Annotated in this window: 12 protein-coding genes and 1 pseudogene; 6 read left to right on the forward strand and 7 right to left on the reverse strand. The window is 69.0% G+C overall.

The window, feature by feature from the left end; genetic code table 11:
• Positions 1-811: 811 nt before the first annotated feature.
• From CcI156_RS13155 to CcI156_RS13170, 3 genes are all read right to left on the reverse strand, one after another.
• Positions 812-1,681, reverse strand: coding sequence for an ABC transporter permease (locus CcI156_RS13155; protein WP_011436452.1), 870 nt, complete (start codon positions 1,679-1,681; stop codon positions 812-814).
• The gene (locus CcI156_RS13160) at positions 1,678-2,757 is read right to left on the reverse strand and encodes an ATP-binding cassette domain-containing protein (protein ID WP_076805951.1); all 1,080 of its coding nucleotides are present in this window, start codon (positions 2,755-2,757) and stop codon (positions 1,678-1,680) included. The genes CcI156_RS13155 and CcI156_RS13160 overlap by 4 nt, the downstream gene beginning before the upstream one ends.
• Positions 2,758-3,267: 510 nt before the next feature.
• Entirely contained in the window at positions 3,268-3,657 is a 390-nt protein-coding gene (locus CcI156_RS13170; RefSeq protein ID WP_011436450.1) for a helix-turn-helix domain-containing protein, read from the reverse strand.
• 108 nt (positions 3,658-3,765) lie between these two features.
• Here CcI156_RS13170 and CcI156_RS13175 point away from each other — a divergent pair, with 108 nt between their 5' ends.
• The 3 genes from CcI156_RS13175 (at position 3,766) to CcI156_RS13185 (ending at position 7,727) form a co-directional block, all read left to right on the forward strand.
• A complete protein-coding gene (locus tag CcI156_RS13175; RefSeq protein ID WP_011436449.1) occupies positions 3,766-4,386 on the forward strand; it encodes an NAD(P)-dependent oxidoreductase in 621 nt (206 codons plus the stop codon).
• A gap of 812 nt (positions 4,387-5,198) precedes the next feature.
• Entirely contained in the window at positions 5,199-6,326 is a 1,128-nt protein-coding gene (locus CcI156_RS13180) for a sulfotransferase (protein ID WP_011436448.1), read from the forward strand.
• Positions 6,327-6,494: 168 nt separating this feature from the next.
• Positions 6,495-7,727: a pyridoxal phosphate-dependent aminotransferase family protein gene (locus CcI156_RS13185; RefSeq protein WP_011436447.1), complete on the forward strand. Its 1,233-nt coding sequence runs from the start codon at positions 6,495-6,497 to the stop codon at positions 7,725-7,727.
• 196 nt (positions 7,728-7,923) lie between these two features.
• Here the strand turns inward: CcI156_RS13185 and CcI156_RS13190 are convergent, their stop codons facing one another.
• Positions 7,924-8,481 carry a MarR family winged helix-turn-helix transcriptional regulator gene (locus CcI156_RS13190; RefSeq protein ID WP_035732334.1) on the reverse strand — a complete coding sequence of 186 codons (558 nt, stop codon included), beginning with the start codon at positions 8,479-8,481 and terminating at the stop codon, positions 7,924-7,926.
• 175 nt (positions 8,482-8,656) lie between these two features.
• Here CcI156_RS13190 and CcI156_RS13195 point away from each other — a divergent pair, with 175 nt between their 5' ends.
• A complete protein-coding gene (locus CcI156_RS13195; protein ID WP_011436445.1) occupies positions 8,657-10,228 on the forward strand; it encodes a DHA2 family efflux MFS transporter permease subunit in 1,572 nt (523 codons plus the stop codon).
• Positions 10,229-10,507: 279 nt separating this feature from the next.
• Here CcI156_RS13195 and CcI156_RS27770 read toward each other — a convergent pair.
• From CcI156_RS27770 to CcI156_RS13210, 3 genes and pseudogenes are all read right to left on the reverse strand, one after another.
• Positions 10,508-10,765: pseudogene (locus CcI156_RS27770) on the reverse strand (PEP/pyruvate-binding domain-containing protein); the annotation flags it as partial.
• Between the two features lie 151 nt (positions 10,766-10,916).
• Positions 10,917-11,906 (reverse strand): IclR family transcriptional regulator, encoded by a 990-nt coding sequence (locus tag CcI156_RS13205; RefSeq protein ID WP_023841223.1) that lies wholly within the window; start codon positions 11,904-11,906, stop codon positions 10,917-10,919.
• Positions 11,907-12,231: 325 nt separating this feature from the next.
• Positions 12,232-12,792: an LGFP repeat-containing protein gene (locus CcI156_RS13210; RefSeq protein WP_076805955.1), complete on the reverse strand. Its 561-nt coding sequence runs from the start codon at positions 12,790-12,792 to the stop codon at positions 12,232-12,234.
• A gap of 710 nt (positions 12,793-13,502) precedes the next feature.
• Between CcI156_RS13210 and ctaD the strand changes: the two genes are divergently transcribed.
• Positions 13,503-15,218: a cytochrome c oxidase subunit I gene (gene ctaD, locus CcI156_RS13220; RefSeq protein ID WP_076805957.1), complete on the forward strand. Its 1,716-nt coding sequence runs from the start codon at positions 13,503-13,505 to the stop codon at positions 15,216-15,218.
• Positions 15,219-15,478: 260 nt separating this feature from the next.
• Complete coding sequence (locus CcI156_RS13225) at positions 15,479-16,177, forward strand: GntR family transcriptional regulator (RefSeq protein ID WP_076805993.1); 699 nt, start codon at positions 15,479-15,481, stop codon at positions 16,175-16,177.
• Positions 16,178-16,246: the final 69 nt, after the last annotated feature.

Below are 16,246 nucleotides of genomic sequence, written 5' to 3' on the forward strand. Positions count from 1 at the left end.
CGCCGTCGCCCGTTCCCACGCCCAGGCGGCCCTGCCGGTCCTGGAACGGCTCGGTGCCCGCGACGACGTCGCACAGCTGCGGGTGCTGCTGGCGTTCGACGCCGTCAACGGCGGCCGGCTCGACGCGGCCGAGGAGTATCTCGCCCAGATCGACCCGTCGGACGGGGCCGTGTACGGCGGCCCGATGATGGCGGCGATCGGCCGGGCCGAGCTCGCGATCGTGCGCGGCGACACGGCTGTGGGCCTGCGCCAGCATCTGGACGCGGCAGCGGGGATGCGGGCGTTGCGATGGCCCGGCGTCGCAACGACCGGCGTCGAGCCCTGGGTGCTGGCCGGCGACGCGGTGGCGCTCGCCGCCTTCGCCTGGCACGCGGCCAGCGCCGACGACCTCGCCACCGGCCACGACCTGTTTCGCGCCAGTCTCGTCCGGTATGCCGACGCGTTGCGACGCAGCCGGGCCACGATCGACTATCCGGCGTGCGGGACGCTGCTGTTCGCGTTCGGCGTCTGGGGCCTTCGCGACGGCCGGCCGGCCGGGATGCCGGCCGGGATGACAGTGCGGGAGGCGGTCCAGCTGCTCGCGCTGGCGAAGCGTTTCTCCTACATCGCGACGATCCCGTCGCTGGGGTGGGCCCGGGTCGAGGCGCTCGCCGAGCGCCGGGCACCCGGCGCACTCCCGGCAGCCCGGTCGGACGCCGAGGCCCGGCGCCCGGCACAGCTGTTCGACGAGGCGTGCATCCTCGTCGAACGGCTGGCCGAGCGGCTGGCCGATCTACCACCGGGCCGCGACGGGGCATCGCCGGGGCACGGGCTACAGGTGCCGCTTGTAGCTGACGACCGACATCGGCAGGAAGATCACGATCACGGCGAGACCGGTGAGCAGCGTCCAGCCGACCTGCCCGGTGAGCACGCCGTTGTTGGCCAGGTCCCGCGTGGCGGAGACCAGGTGTGACACCGGATTGACCCTGGTGAAGGTCTCCAGCCAGCCCGGCAGCGTCTTCGCCGGCACGAACGCGTTGGACAGGAAGGTCAGCGGAAACAGGATCATCATCGAGATTCCCTGCACGCTGCGGGCGCTGCGGGCGACCGTGCCGATCCAGGTGAACGCCCACGCGATCGCCCAGCCGGTCAGGACCGCGAGCACGATCGCGCCGAGCACGCCGGGCACGCCGCCGCCGGGCCGGTAGCCGAGGATCAGGCCCATCAGGTAGGTCAGGCTCGCCGCGATCAGGTAGCGGACCAGGTCGGCGATCATCGGCCCGGCCAGCGGCGCGATCCGGGACATCGGCAGGGACCGGAACCGGTCGAAGACCCCCTTGTCCATGTCCTCCCGCAGCTGCGTACCGGTGGCCATGCAGGTGGTGAGCACGGTCTGGGCGACGATGCCGGGGATGAGCAGCGGCAGGTAGCTGTGGACGTCGCCGGAGATCGCGCCGCCGAACACGTAGGCGAACATCGCGGTGAACAGCAGCGGCTGGAGCGCCACGTCGAAGAACTGTTCCGGGTTGCGGCGCATCTTCTTCAGCGCTCGCCAGGCCATCGCGAAGCTCTGGGTAAGGGTGTCCCCCACCCCGGCGCGGGCCCGGGTACGGGCAACGGCGGCTGCCGGGTCGACGGCCGAGGCCGGCCGCGGCGCGCCTGCGGCCGGCCCGGCCGACGGCCCGGCGAGAACGGTGTTCATCGAGTTACCTCCGTGGCGTGGTCGTCGGGGCCGGTCGCGTCCTGGTCGGGTACCGCTCCGGTCGGGCCGCCGGCGGTCTGCGGGTCGCCGGCGTCGCCCGGGTCGCCGGCGTCGCCCGGGCCGCCGTGGCCGGGACCGGCGCCGTGGCCGGTGAGGGCGAAGAAGACCTCGTCGAGGGTCGGTTTGGCGACACTGACCGAGGCGATCGCGACGGCGGCCCCGCGCAGCGCGATCAGCACGTCGGCGGCCCGGTCGGCGACGTCGAGCGGGACGTTGAGCCGGCCGGACTCGGGCGTGGTGACCGGCTCCTCGCCGAGCACCCGCAGCACCACCTCGCGGGCGCGCTCCTGGTCAGCGCCGGGGGCGAGCTGAAGCTGCAGCGTCGAGTCGCCGACCTGGGTCTTGAGCTCGTCCGGCGTGCCCTCGGCGACCTTGCGCCCGTGGTCGATCACGCAGACCCGGTCGGCGAGCTGGTCGGCCTCGTCCAGGTACTGCGTGGTGAGCAGGACGGTGCAGCCGTCGTTGACGAGCTCGCGGATGGTGTCCCACATCTGGCCGCGGGTACGCGGGTCGAGGCCGGTCGTCGGCTCGTCCAGGAAGATCAACGGTGGCCGGGTGATGAGGGACGCGGCAAGATCGAGGCGGCGGCGCATCCCGCCGGAGAACGCCGAGATCTGTCGTTCGGCGGCCTCCTCGAGACCGAACTGCTCCAGCRGCCGGCGCGCGGTGGCGCGCGCGTCAGCCGAGCGCAGGCCCTGGAGCCGGCCGAACAGCCACAGGTTCTCGGTGGCGGTGAGGTCCTCGTCCACGGAGGCGTACTGGCCGGTCACGCCGATGAGCTGACGGACCCGGTGCGGCTGGGCGGCGACGTCGACGCCGAAGATCTCGGCCCGGCCGTCGTCGATCGCCAACAGCGTGGCCAGCATCTTCAGCATCGTCGTCTTGCCGGCGCCGTTGGGCCCGAGCACGCCGAAGATCTCGCCGTGGTGCACCTCGAGATCGATGTGGTCGACGGCGTGAAAATCGCCGAATCTCTTGACCAGACCACCGGCCTGGACCGCGGGCATGGCTGTCATCCGTCTTCCTTCCGTGGGGTGTCGCGACAACGGGGGATCGACAACGGGGGATCGACAACGGGGGCGTCGGGTCGAGGGAGGCGTCGGATGAGCTGGCCAGAACGCTAGACAACGGCGGTATCACCGCCCCTGCACGCCGGTTTCACCGGCCTTCGACCGGCCGCGCGGGCGGGACACAGGCGCCGCCACCGGCCGGAGCCGCCTCCGGTACCGACGGCCTGCCCGGTCCGCCCCGTGCCCGCCCGTATGCACGATGCGGGCAGGCACGTCACCCGCGAAGCAKAGTGATCGCGCGGCCGGCGGGACCGGCGGTCGTGGTGACGCCGGTGCGTTCGCCGATGGCGGGGGACGTCGGGGCGCYGGTCGAAGATGGCGAGGGTCCCGGTGTCGAACTGGAAACGGCCGAGGTAGCGGTCACGCTGTGGGTCTCGCTCGGCTGGATCGGCGTCGCTCCGCACGTTTCGGTATGTGTCCAGAACTGTGCGGCGCGTCGGCGATAGCCACGCCGCCTCATCCGGCGCGGTCGAGGCGGAGGGCGCGGTCATACGCCTCGCGGGCGTCGAGGAGCTGGTCCCAGTGCTCGGCGACCCAGGCGCAGGCGACCGCCATCGGCTCCAGCATGCTGCGGCCCAGCGCGGTCAGCTCGTACTCGACATGGGCGGTGGCCCTGGCATCCAGGACGGTGCGGGTGATCAGGCCGTCCCGTTCAAGGGAACGCAGCGACTGGGTGAGCACCTTGGGAGTGACCCGGCTCAGCGGCACGCGCAGCTCGGAGAACCGGCGCGGCCCGTCCTCAAGGCAGCGGATGATGAGCGCTGCCCACTTGTCGCCGAAGCGGATCGGGTTGAGCGAGGACGGGCACAGCTCGTCGAACATGTCGGCGGGCAGGGGCTTCCTCACCGCTTCACGATAGCCAGCCAGCCGGTATCCCCGCGGTAACCGCCATCCCCGATAGCGTCCGCGCACCGGCAGGCGCAAGGRCACCGGCATACGGGGAGAGGGGTTGCCGTGAACATTGTGGTGTTCGGCGCGGGCGGGCGTGCGGGGCGGCAGGTTCTCGCCGAAGCAGGTCGCCGCGGCCACCGGGTCACCGCCGTGATGCGCGACCCCGCACGTCATGGCGACCTGCCGTCCGACGCCCGGGTGGTTGCGGGTGATGTCACTGATGCGGTAAGTGTCGAGCGTGCGGCGGCCGGACAGGACGCGGCGATCAGCGCCGCGGTCGACCTGTCCACGCCGGCGCACGACTTCTTCACCGCGTCGTCCCGCGCCTTGGCCACCGGGCTGGCCAGGGCGGGCGTGCGCCGCCTGGTGGTCGTCGGCCTCTCCTCGATCCTGCCGGGGGCATCTGGCGCCGCGTTGATGGACGAGCCCGGCTACCCGAACGAGTACCGTTCCTTCTTCCTCGGCCACGCGGCGGGCCTCGACGTGCTGCGCGCCTGCGAACTCGACTGGGTGTACGTCGCTCCCGCTGGGGACTTCGACCACGACGGGGCGCGCACCGGCCGGTACCGGGTCGCCGAGCACGGCGACCCGGCCAGCCGGATCGGGTACGCGGACTTCGCGATCGCGCTGCTCGACGAGATCGAGGAACCGCGCCACCACCGCGCCACCGTCAGCGTCCAGTAGGTGCCGATCCATGACCAGCGGGCGGTCGGATCATCACCATCGGCAGTAACGCCGCCGACCGGATCCCCGAGCCGGGTGGCAGCGTTTACGCGGCCAGCAAGTCCGCGCTGACCTATAGCCGTAACCCGTTCGCGATAAAATGTTACCCGCCGTTCTATGCCCGGACATCCACGCGCCTGGCCGGGCCCGCCGTTGTCACTTCAGGCGCGGCCATCAGGTTGTCAACGGCGGGGGATGGGTGGCGTGATGCGACCGTGGCGACCTCGGTTGCCGCGAGGCAGGAAGTATGGGCCCGAAGCAGCGGGGTATCAACCCACGGCCGTGCTGGCTCTGATGTTCGTATCAGCCGATCTCAATTGTCGATGGCTGGCCCCGGGCGCAGAACGTCGATCACCCACTCGTATCGGCTATGATTGGCTCGAAGTCAGTGGAGACCAGTATTTCGCCGGCATGTTCAGCTGCCCAGACTGCCGCACCCGGCGAACGGGTGCCGCCGATGGCCTACCAGGACGTTCGCGACAGTTGCGGAAGGGACGCGGTCATGACGTTCGCATTGTCATCCGGATCGACGGCCATATCTTGCACCGGGACCCGCCGGCGCGGATAAATCAGGAGCGGCATCGGGCACGGCGTCCAGAGCCGGCCTGGGAAACTGGATGTTTTCCGGCTGGCCAGCCGCGGAGACCCCTATACACCCTCCGTACGCTCCGCGAAAAGGCCGGTTCCACCTGCTGCCCCTCAGGGAGGAACCGGTCGTTGTATCTCGAGAATTTGTTGAAGCCGTCTGCTGACGGACCAGAGGAGCGTACTCAGTGGACAAGATCCAAACAATCGAGGAGCTACACACCACGGCATCCGATCTCACMGGACTCACCGACTTCGGCCCGGCGGACTATCTGGAAGGGCTCGAGGTGCTCCTGGCCTCCTATCAGGAAGAGGCGAGCCTGACGCCGCACGGCGTCCAGCTGGTCCAGGACGAGTTGTGCGGCATCCTGATGGCCCGCCTGTTCAGTGAGGCCGGGTGGCAGAGACATCCCGAGCACGCCCAGGTCCCGATCGAGAGGCCGGTGTTCATCGTCGGTATGCCGCGGACCGGCACCACCACCCTGCACCGGCTACTCACCGCCGACTCGGCCAACCAAGGGCTCGAACTGTGGCTGGGCTACGCTCCCCAGCCCCGGCCCGCACGCTCGACCTGGCCTACCAACCCGATCTTCCAGATGGTCCAGGGGGGCGTCGACAAGTTTGTCGAGCAACATCCCGGCTACCTGGGCATCCACAATCGCAAAGCCGGCGAGGTCGAGGAGTGCTGGCTGTTGACCCGCCAGTCGATGGTCTCGCCGTATTTCGAGTTCACCGGGTACGTGCCGACGTACTCCGCGTGGCTGGCAGGCCGGGACTCGACCGAAGCGTACCGGCGGCATCGCCGCAACCTCCAACTGATCGGGCTGCATGACCCCGGGCGACGCTGGGTACTCAAGTCCTCCAGTCACATGCCCTGTCTGGATGCCCTGCTGGCGACCTACCCCGACGCAATGGTGATCCAGACCCACCGCAGACCCGCTAGTACGGTACTGGGATCGGCGTGCAGCATGGCGAGCAAGCTTGCCGCGGGCATGTCCTCAGTTTTCCAGGGCGAGGTGATCGGCCCTACCCTGCTCGCACTCGCCACTCGCACTCTTGCGCGATTCGCCACGGAGCGGGCCAAACACGACCAGGCCAGATTCTACGACGTCGAATTCGACGAGTTCACCGCCGACCCGCTGGCGGTCGTCGCCGACATCTACCGCCACCTCGGATGGGACCTGGCCAACGAGGTCCGCCCGGCCATGTCGGCCGTGCTGGCCGAAGACGCACGCCTCCGTTCGCACCGCTACGACCTGGCCCAATTCGGCATCAGCGCCGAGGAAGTCGACTCCCGACTCGGCACCCTGCTCTGAACCGACCGGAACTCGGTGGCTCCGAACTCGGTGGCCCCGTCGTGGGCTGACCTGGTCTCGGCCTGCTCTGTTTGCGCCGTCCAGCGGTCTCGCATTTGCCCTTCCACCACCGAGCAACGAGAAGACGCCAACACTCCTGGGCCTAACTCGCCGAAATGAGGGACGATCATGACTGCCTTGTCCGCGGAGCCGGCGCTGGCCCGCTGGGGTTTCTCCGAATGGGTCGAAAGCGCGAGGCGAAGCGGTGAACTGATCGCGACTCCCGAGCTTGACGACCGCAACGACGCGGTCATAAGCATCAACGGCAGAAAAGTGGTCAACTTCGCCGGCATCGGCATCCTCGGATGGCAACACGACCCGGACGTGCGCAACGTCTTCGTCGAGACGGCGATGAACTATGGCCTGGTCGTCGGCGGCTCCCGAGTGGTTCAGGGCGTCGCCCGGCCACACCTGGAACTGGAGGCGCTGGTCGCCGAGATCACCGGCCGGCAGAAGGCGCTCACCTACGCCACCGGGCTGCTGGCCAACGTCGGGTTCGTGCACGCGATGAGCGCCAGGTTCTCGTTCAACGACCAGCCCGGCGTGGACAACGCCGACACGGTGTTCGTGCTCGACCGGGACAGCCACTGGAGCATGTGGAAGGCCGTTGAACGATTCAAGTTCGGACGTAACCTGATCAACTTCCGCCACAATGACATTGCCGATCTCAGGCAGGTGCTGGAAAACCTCCGCGGCCGGCGGGTCGTTGTCGGATTCTTGACCGTGTACTCCGACGGCTCGATGGCTCCGGTCGGCGAGATCCTCGACCTGTGCGACGAGTTCGGCGCGGTCAGCTTCGTCGACGACGCGAACGGCTTCATGGTCTACGGCAACGGCGGCCACCGGTTCGCCGCTGAATACGAGGAGCTGCGCCGGGCGACTTTCCTGATGGTGTCGTTCGGCAAGTCCATCGGCTTGGGCGGTGGCGCCCTCGCGGGACCGGCCGACGCTCTTGATGCGTTCCGCTTCCTGTCGGGCACGTCGGTGTTYACCACCAACATTCAGCCGCCGACCGCCGGCGCCATCGTCCATGTGCTGCGCCGGATGAGACAAGACCCGTCCGTGATGGAACGCTACCTCGACCGAGTCGACCGGCTGCGGGAGCGACTGCTCGGGATCGGCTGCACCATCAACGCCACGCCGACCTACGTCACATCGATCTCGGTGGGCTCGAACCACACCGCCGTACGCGTCCGGCAGGACTTCCTCGATCGCGGGTATCTGGTACCGATGTTCGGCTACCCGGCGGTGAACAAGAACCAGACCGTGATCCGGCTGATGGTGAACAACCGGCTGTCCGACGAACACCTGGACGGCTTCCTCGACACGCTCGCCGAGCTCAAGCAGAAGTACGAGTTCTGAACCAGCGCTGCTCGGTCGTCCGCGGGCCGGCCACGGCGGCGGCACKATGATCTCTCAGATCATGCCCAGCCATCTCACCAGCCCGGTCACCCAGGCCGCTGCCGACGAGGCGACCGCCGCCGCCAGTGGAACGATCCCGCTTTTGTGGACAGCGAAGACGGGGTCACTCGGTCAGTAGGAGCAGAAGCGTAACCGATCAGTCAGATGGGGACGTGACGGGACGCGGGCGCAGCGCCGTGGGAATAGTGGGCTCCGCGTCGACGACGCGGATGAGCAGGCGCAGCAGCTGCTGCTGCTCATCCGGCGAGAGCACCTGCAGCGACGCCGGGGGAACGGACAGCATCTCCTGGGCCTGGGCCAGAACGCGTCGGCCCTCCTCGGTCATCGCGACCGTCTTGGCCCGCCGGTCGGTCGGGTGCGGCTCGCGCCGGGCGACGCCGCGGCGCTCGAGCAGGTCGACGACGCTGGTCAGGTAGCTCGGGTCGTGGCGGAACATCTCGACGAGCTCGCGCATCGGGCGCGGGCCCCCCGACAGCACCAGAAGGATCTTCAAAGCGGCCGGCGTGAGATCAAACGCCTGGCAGACGGTGTGCATCCGGCTGGGCGCCTCGCCGCTGAAGGTCAGCGCCAGCATGGCGCGCCACGCCTCGCGAGCTGTCGCCTCGCGAGTGCCCGCCTCGCGAGTGCCCGCGTCCCGGGCGGTCGCATCTCGGGCAGTCGCCTCCCCGGCGGCCTCCCGAGCGGCTTCGATCATGCGTCGATCGTATCGGCAAGCCGCCGCGAACGTCTCGTTGTCACGACGATATATTTGACACAACTCAACGAGCGTCGGATGCTGGGCGGCGACCAGCTTTGTCCCGTCCGGTCGCCGCAGGTCCGAACGCGACCGACCGCCCCCGGCGTCTGCCGCCTTTGCCACGGAGATCAACGTGCCTGACCAACCCAACGCGGCCTCGCCGCCCGCCACCGCCGCGCCCGGGCCCGCCTCGGCCGCCAAGCTGGACCCGGCGCTGATCCGACTGTCCGCCACAGTGATGCTCGGCGCGATCATGGTGATCCTCGACACGACGATCGTCTCGGTCGCCATCCACGCGCTCGGTAACGAGTTCCACACGTCGCTGTCCACGATCTCCTGGGTCACCACCGGTTATCTGCTGGCGCTGGCCGTCGTGATCCCGCTGGCCGGCTGGTCGGTCGAGCGGTTCGGCGCGACGCGGATGTGGAACATCTCGCTGGCGCTGTTCGTCGCCGGCAGTGCCCTGTGCGGCCTCGCCTGGTCGGCAGGGACGCTGATCGCCTTCCGGGTCCTGCAGGGCCTCGGCGGCGGCATGATCATGCCGATCTGCATGACCCTGCTCGCCCAGGCCGCGGGCCCGCAGCGGATCGGCCGGGTCATGAGCATCATCGGCGTCCCGATGCTCATCGCGCCGGTGCTCGGCCCGGTCATCGGCGGACTGATCGTCGACCACCTCAGCTGGCGCTGGATCTTCTACGTGAACGTGCCGATCGGCGTGCTCGCCCTGTTCCTGTCCTGGCGGGTGCTGCCACGCGATGACCGCGGCTCGGCGCACCACCGGCTCGACCTGCCCGGCCTGGCGCTGATCTCGCCGGGGCTGGCGGCGCTCGTCTACGGCCTGTCCGAGGCGGGCAACGGCGGCGGCTTCGGGGCTGCGAAGGTGCAGGTCAGCATCGCCGTCGGCGTAGTGCTGCTGGCCGGCTTCGTCGTRCACGCCCTGCGCCGCGACGGCGCCCTGCTCGACATGCGGCTGTTCGGCGACCGGGTGTTCAGCATCGCGAGCGTCACGACCTTCGTGATCGGCGCCATGCTGTTCGGTGCGATGTTCCTGCTTCCGCTCTACTACCAGGTCGCGCGCGGGCAGAGCGCCAGTGACGCCGGCCTGCTCATGGCGCCACAGGGACTGGGCGCAATGATCTCCATGGCGATCGCGGGACGGGTCTCCGACCGCCGCGGCGCCCGGTCGGTCGTCCCGCTCGGCATGGTCCTCGCCCTGCTCGGCACGCTGCTGTTCACCCAGGTCGACGCGCACACCAATGAGGTGCTGCTGGCGTTCTCGCTGTTCGTGCGCGGTCTGGGCTTCGGGGCGACGATGATGCCCGCGATGGGCGCCGCCTATGCGACGCTCGGGCAGGCGGCGGTGCCGCGCGCGACCACGACGCTGAACATCCTGCAGCGGGTCGGCGGGTCGCTGGCCACCGCGCTGGTCGCCGTCGAACTGCAGCACGCCATCGCCAGCCGGCTGCCGGGCGTCGGTGGCGAGGGTGCGCTCGCCGAGTCGGCGGGGGTGAAGCTTCCCGGCCCTGTCGCCGACAAGGTCGCCGAGGCGTTCGGCGTGACGTTCTGGTGGGTCGTCGCCCTGACCGCCGTCGGCTTCGTCGCCAGCCTCTTCCTCCCCGGCCGCCCCGCTGCCACCGTGGCGCACGGCCCCGCGAACGCCCAGCCGGCGGCCCCGCAGCGCGAACCGGTAGCGGTGGTGGAGTAGCCCGCCGGAAACGCCGGTCGTCGACCACGTGAATCTACAAGGATTCCGGCCGGGTCCCACACGACGGATGTCGTGCACGCCCCGRCCGAGTCAGCGCGCGAGCCACTCTCGATAGGTGGTCCTGGCGATGGCGGCGCCGTCCTTGGCGATGAGGGCGTCGCCCGAGGCGGCGGCGAACATGCCGGCGCTGTTGTCGGTGACGGCGGTGCGATGGTCACCGTGGGCGGCAAGGGTGATCTTGCCMAGTTCGTCGAGCGCGAAGACCTCGGGGCCGGCAACGTTGCGCTGGCGRTAGGTCACGGCCCGCTCGGTGAACAGCGAGGCCCAGCACCGGCTGACGTGCTGGAGGATCGCCGCCGGCCCCACGACGTTCAGGTACGTGTCCTGTTGGCCGGCGAAGGAGGCCGACGGCAGGTCCTCTGCCGTCGCACTGGACCGGACGGCATACGCGGCTTGCCCGCCGAGCTGGGCGAGCGCGCGGATGATCGCCGCCGCGAGATCGCCCGGGATGGCGATCCCTTCGATGGCTGGTTGCACGCCGGACAGCGGGGGGCTGGCCGGTGACGGTCCCGCCCCCAGGCGCTCCGCCACCACGCCAGCCGCCCCGAACGACCCCTACAGACAATCATGAACTTCAGTTGCTAACCAGCAACTTTGCCGGAGCCCTGGTTACCGAACCTGTCCGAGTCTAGGCTACGCCCGGTCCCTGCCCGCCGGGGACGTCCGACCGGTCCTCGACCAGGACCAGCCGGCCTCGTGCCCGCTTGTCGTCAGTCGCGCCACACGGAAGCGGACGCCCCTCCAACGGACCGGTGAGGCGTCCGCCAAGCCGCCCCGCGGCGTGCCGGATCCGCCCGACCAGGCCGGCGGGGATGCGCTGGGCCACTACCAAGGCGGTGAGCGCGGCCACCACAACCCCGTCACGGCTACGCACCGGCACCGACACGCAGCAGATCCCATCCACAAGATCCTGCTGGTCGAACGCCGCCTCCTCGCGCCGGATGACAGCACGGGCCCGCTTCCACTCCCGCTCGGACATCGAGGGCGGCGGCACCAGCTCCGGCTGGCAGGCAAGCAGCATCTGGCCGGCGGCGGTGTCGAGCCGTAGCGAACTCGTGCTGCCCCGCAGGTCGATCCCACGGTCCCCAGCGGCGCTGGTGGCCAGCGCCAGCCGCCTCTCCCGCAGGACGACCAAGGCGATCGCCGTACGGGTGGCCGCGCTGAGCGAGGCGACCGGGTCTCGGGCGATCCGTGCCAGCCGGTGCAGGGAACGGTCCGGGGCTGCCAGCCGGCGCAGGCCGGAGCCGATCCGGTAGCCGCCGCTGTCCCGATCGACTACCCCGAGCGCGCACATCTGCTCGACCAGCCGATGTACCGTCGTCTTGGGCAGCCCGGCGGTCCTGGCGAGTTCCGACAGGCCGACGGAGTCGAACCAGGACAGAGCGTCGAGAATGTCGAAGGCGCCTTCGAGTACCCCGCGTCCCCGGGGCGCCGCCGGCCCGCGAGCGGCAGCGGCGCGCGGTGCCGCACTATGCTCGGCGGGCTCGGCGGAACCTGCCGCCTGTGGTGAACCAGCCGAGTTGGTCCGGTCCTGGGCCCGGTCATGGGCCCCCTCGGCCGTGCACTCGTCAGGTCCACGCGAGCGCGTTCGCGCCACCAGTCCGCCGGATCCGGACATCCGGTCACCCCCGATGACGTAGCTGCCTGAGTGAGGAAAACCTCGCCTTCCGTCGGATTTTATCCAGACTTGATCGGCTGGTCTCACGACTTCATGCGGCTCCCCGATGTCRTGAAGCCGACGTCCGGCGGGAGTGCCCGAGCAGTTTCGCGTTCGATCATCAAGCAAAGTCGACGGATACCCGGAGGACATCAATCGAAGCACAGGTGTTTGTATGGGCGCGGACACGGCAATGGGCGCGGACACGGCAATGGGCGCGGACACGGCAATGGGCGCGGACACGGCAATGGGCGCGGACACGCGGCCCGGCAGCGGCCTGCGGTGGCTAACGGCGGGTGGCTGTGGGCAGGGTCCAGCCCTGGCGGCACTTCGACCCGCCGATGCCGCCGTTGTCACAGCCCTCGATGAGGAACTGGTAGCCGCCGTTGGTCTCACTCACGACGCGGAACTGCCCGGATGTCCCTCCGGTCACGTCCCGCTGCCAGGTGTTGCCGTACGCGGTCCAGCGGACGATGAACTTGTCGTAGTGGTACGGGTCGGTGGGCCCCCAACTCACGTGGGCGTAACCGTTCGCCTCCCACGCAGTGATCACCATCCGCTTCCCCTGTCGGGGAGACCAGGTGATTTCCCCACCCTGAAACCTCTGCCGCCGGCCAGCCCATTCACCGTTGGTGAAGTAGACGTCGCGCTCGCCGCTGGTCGGACAGGCCAGGTAACTGCGGGGGCCGCCGAGCTGGTTCCAGCGTGCGCCGATGAGTCCGTAGGGTGCCAGCTTCGGGTTGCAGGCGGGGGCCGCGGACGCGGCGGTGGTTCCGAGCCCGGCCACGGTGATCGCCGCTGYCGCCGTCGCGAGCAGCATGACGAGGATCCGTCTGACGAGGGACATGTCTTCCTCCTGTGATAGCGGGAATGTTGGACTGTGGTGATGGGAATGTTCGGGGCCCGGCCATTGGGGAATGCGACGTTGCGGTGTTCGCGGTGTTCGCGGTGTTCGCGGTGTTCGCGGTGTTCGCGCGAGAGCCCGTCGCCCAAAAGTACGCTCGCGATCTGCGTCGCGTAAGACGTCGGTCCACTGGGTGGACCGCCTTCCTGCGCGACGCGGACCGCAGGTACCAGGCGGGGATTCACCTCCGCCGGCTTCGGGCTGAGGCTTTCCCGGAGGCCTGCGCTACCTCGACGAGTGGCGCACGGAGCTCGGGGAGATCCACCGGGATGCCGAACGCGATGCCCCGGCCGCTCATACTGGTGGCCAGGGCGGCCTTCGCTGTGGCGGCGGCCTCGGCCGAGAAGGTGATTCCACCAATGGTGGACCCGCCTGGGCAGGACGTTCTGCGCCCGCTCCGGGTGCCGGAGTGCCTCTGGATGTAGGACGTCAGACCGGGCCGCGGCGGCCGATGCGCGGATAACGTGACTAGTGCCGGCAGGTTCCTCGGCCGGTGCGCCGAGCCGCGCGGCGTGGGGCCGTCTATTCGGCGGACCCGTCCGCGCCGACGGTAATGACACATTCACTGTTGGCTGCCCGGCGGCGGTCGTGACACCCGACGCCGGGGCCGCGCGCACCACCGCTGGCAGCGGCAACACCATCGGGAGCGGAATGTGACACTTGTGCACGATAGGCCGGCCGGGCACACGGACCCGCCGGCGGGCGAGCTCCCGCCCAGGGTTGTGAAAACCCTGGCGCAGTACCTGCGGACGACGTCGCACAAGGACATCGCGCTGCTGTACTTCATGACCTCGCTGGTATTCTTCGCGTTCGCTGGAATCCTGGCGATGCTCATCCGGGCCGAGCTCGCCCGACCGGGCCTGCAGTACCTGTCGAACGAGCAGTACAATCAGGTGTTCACGATGCACGGCACGCTGATGCTGCTGATGTTCGCGACGCCGATCGCGTTCGCGTTCGCGAACTACCTGATCCCGCTGCAGATCGGCTCGCCTGACGTGGCCTTTCCACGGCTGAACGCGTTGTCGTTCTGGCTGTTCCTGTTCGGCAGCCTGACGGTCACCGCGGGCTTCCTTACGCCGAACGGCGCCGCCTCCTTCGGCTGGTTCGCCTATACGCCGCTGTCGAACGCTGCCTACTCGCCGGGCATCGGCAGTGACCTGTGGGTGCTGGGTCTGACCGTCTCCGGTCTGGGTACCATCCTGGGCGCGGTCAACTTCATCACGACGATCCTTTGCCTGCGGGCGCCCGGCATGACGATGTTCCGGCTGCCGATCTTCTGCTGGAACCTGCTGGTGACCTCGATCCTGGTTCTGGTCGCCTTCCCGGTGCTCGCGGCCGCGCTGCTCGCCCTGGAGTTCGACCGCCGGTTCGGCGCGCACATCTTCGACCCGGGTAACGGCGGCGCAGTCCTCTGGCAACACCTGTTCTGGTTCTTCGGGCATCCCGAGGTGTACATCATCGCCCTGCCCTTCTTCGGGATGATAACGGAGATCATCCCGGTGTTCTCCCGCAAGCCGTTGTTCGGCTACAAGGGACTGGTCTACGCGACCATCGGCATCGGGGCGTTGGCGATCGCCGTGTGGGCGCATCACATGTACGTCASCGGCGCGGCGCTGCTGCCGTTCTTCGCTTTCCTGACGTTCCTGATCGCGGTGCCAACCGGGGTCAAGTTCTTCAACTGGATTGGCACGATGTGGCGCGGACAGCTCACCTTCGAGGCGCCGATGTTGTTCGCCGTCGGCTTCCTGGTGACGTTCCTGTTCGGTGGTCTGACCGGTGTCCTGCTGGCCAGCCCGCCGATCGACTTCCACGTCTCGGACAGCTACTTCGTCGTCGGCCACTTCCACTACGTCGTCGCCGGCCTGTTGTTCGCCGGCTTCGGCGGGGTGTACTTCTGGTTCCCGAAGGTCACCGGCCGGATGTTGAACGAGCGGCTCGCGAAGGTGCACTTCTGGACGATGTTCTTCGGCTTCCACCTGACCTTCCTGGTGGATCACTGGCTCGGCGTCAAGGGCATGCCGCGCCGATACGCCGACTACGGCCCGGACGACGGCTTCACCACGCTGAACACCATCGCCACCGCTGGCAGCTCCCTGCTTGCGCTGTCGACCCTGCCGCTGCTGTACAACCTGTGGTGGTCGTACCGGAAGGGTCGGATCGTGACGGTGGACGACCCGTGGGGCTTCGGCAACTCGCTGGAATGGGCGACGTCCTGCCCACCGCCGCGGCACAACTTCACCTCGCTACCGCGGATCTGCTCCGAGCGGCCCGCCTTCGACCTGCACTACCCGCAGGCGGCCGGCGCGGTCGACTACCACGCCACCCCCGAGCTCACCCCGACCCACGACACCCCGGAGCTGAATACCTGAGAACGCGGCTCACGTGGGCGGGTGAACCGCCCCGGGCTCTCAAGAGCCCGGGGCGGTTCAGCCCTGACAGGCCCCGGCCCTCATGGGTTGGTCCGGTTCACGGCGCTGCTGGCCGATGCGGCCCGCCGTGAGGTGCGCCCACCGAGGTCGAGACCGCGCGGGGCTACGACGACCGACGGTTGTAATCTCGGCTAGCTCGTGTTGATTCCATGAGGGTCACCAACCCGCCTGACTCGCATGTACTGGAAGGTGACTGGGTGATGCGCCGCCCTGTACAGCCGGTATCGCTCATAGACGCGGTGGTCGAAAATCTTCGCACCGAGCTGTTCAGCGGCACTATCGGCAGCAACCAGGCGCTGACCGAAGTAGGCGTCGCCACCCAGTACGATGTCGCTCGCCCGACCGCGAAGGCGRCAATCGAGAAGCTGGTCGCGGCCGGTCTCCTTGTCCGCGGCAGTCACAAGGTCGCCCGGGTCCCCGAGCTCGGCCCGGACGACGTTCGCGACATCTACAACACGCGCTACTGCCTCGAGCGCGAGCCACTCCGGCTGCTCGCCGCGGCCCGCCGCGTTCCCGCGCAGGCCCAGATGGCCAATGACGAGATCAAGTCGGTGATCAATGGCCCTCAGATCGCGATCGTCGAGCCCGACATGCGGTTTCACATCAGCCTCGTCGACTCGATGTCCAGCCCCCGCATCAGCGGCATGTACCACAAACTCGCCGGTGAAGTCCGGCTGTGCATGTCGCAGGTGCAGGGTCGGGCGCTGCTGAGCGCGGAATCAATCTACGGCGAGCACGCTCGCCTGCTTGAGCTGATCGTGACCGGCGATCAGGACGCGGCAACGATCTTACTCCACAAACACCTCTCCCGCGCGCGAGAGAGACTCGCGGGCGCTTTCGGCGCCGAACCGGGCCCGGAGGCGGACTTCGCGTACGAAGCCGCGACGGCGCGCGGGTGACACGTTCGCTCGGGTCGCGCATCCATCAAGGTCACGGGAAGTCGTCGATCGGCGTTCTCCGACACGTCA

Origin of the sequence: Frankia sp. CcI156 (assembly GCF_001983015.1) — a bacterium.
GTDB classification, from domain to species: Bacteria; Actinomycetota; Actinomycetes; order Frankiales; family Frankiaceae; genus Frankia; species Frankia casuarinae.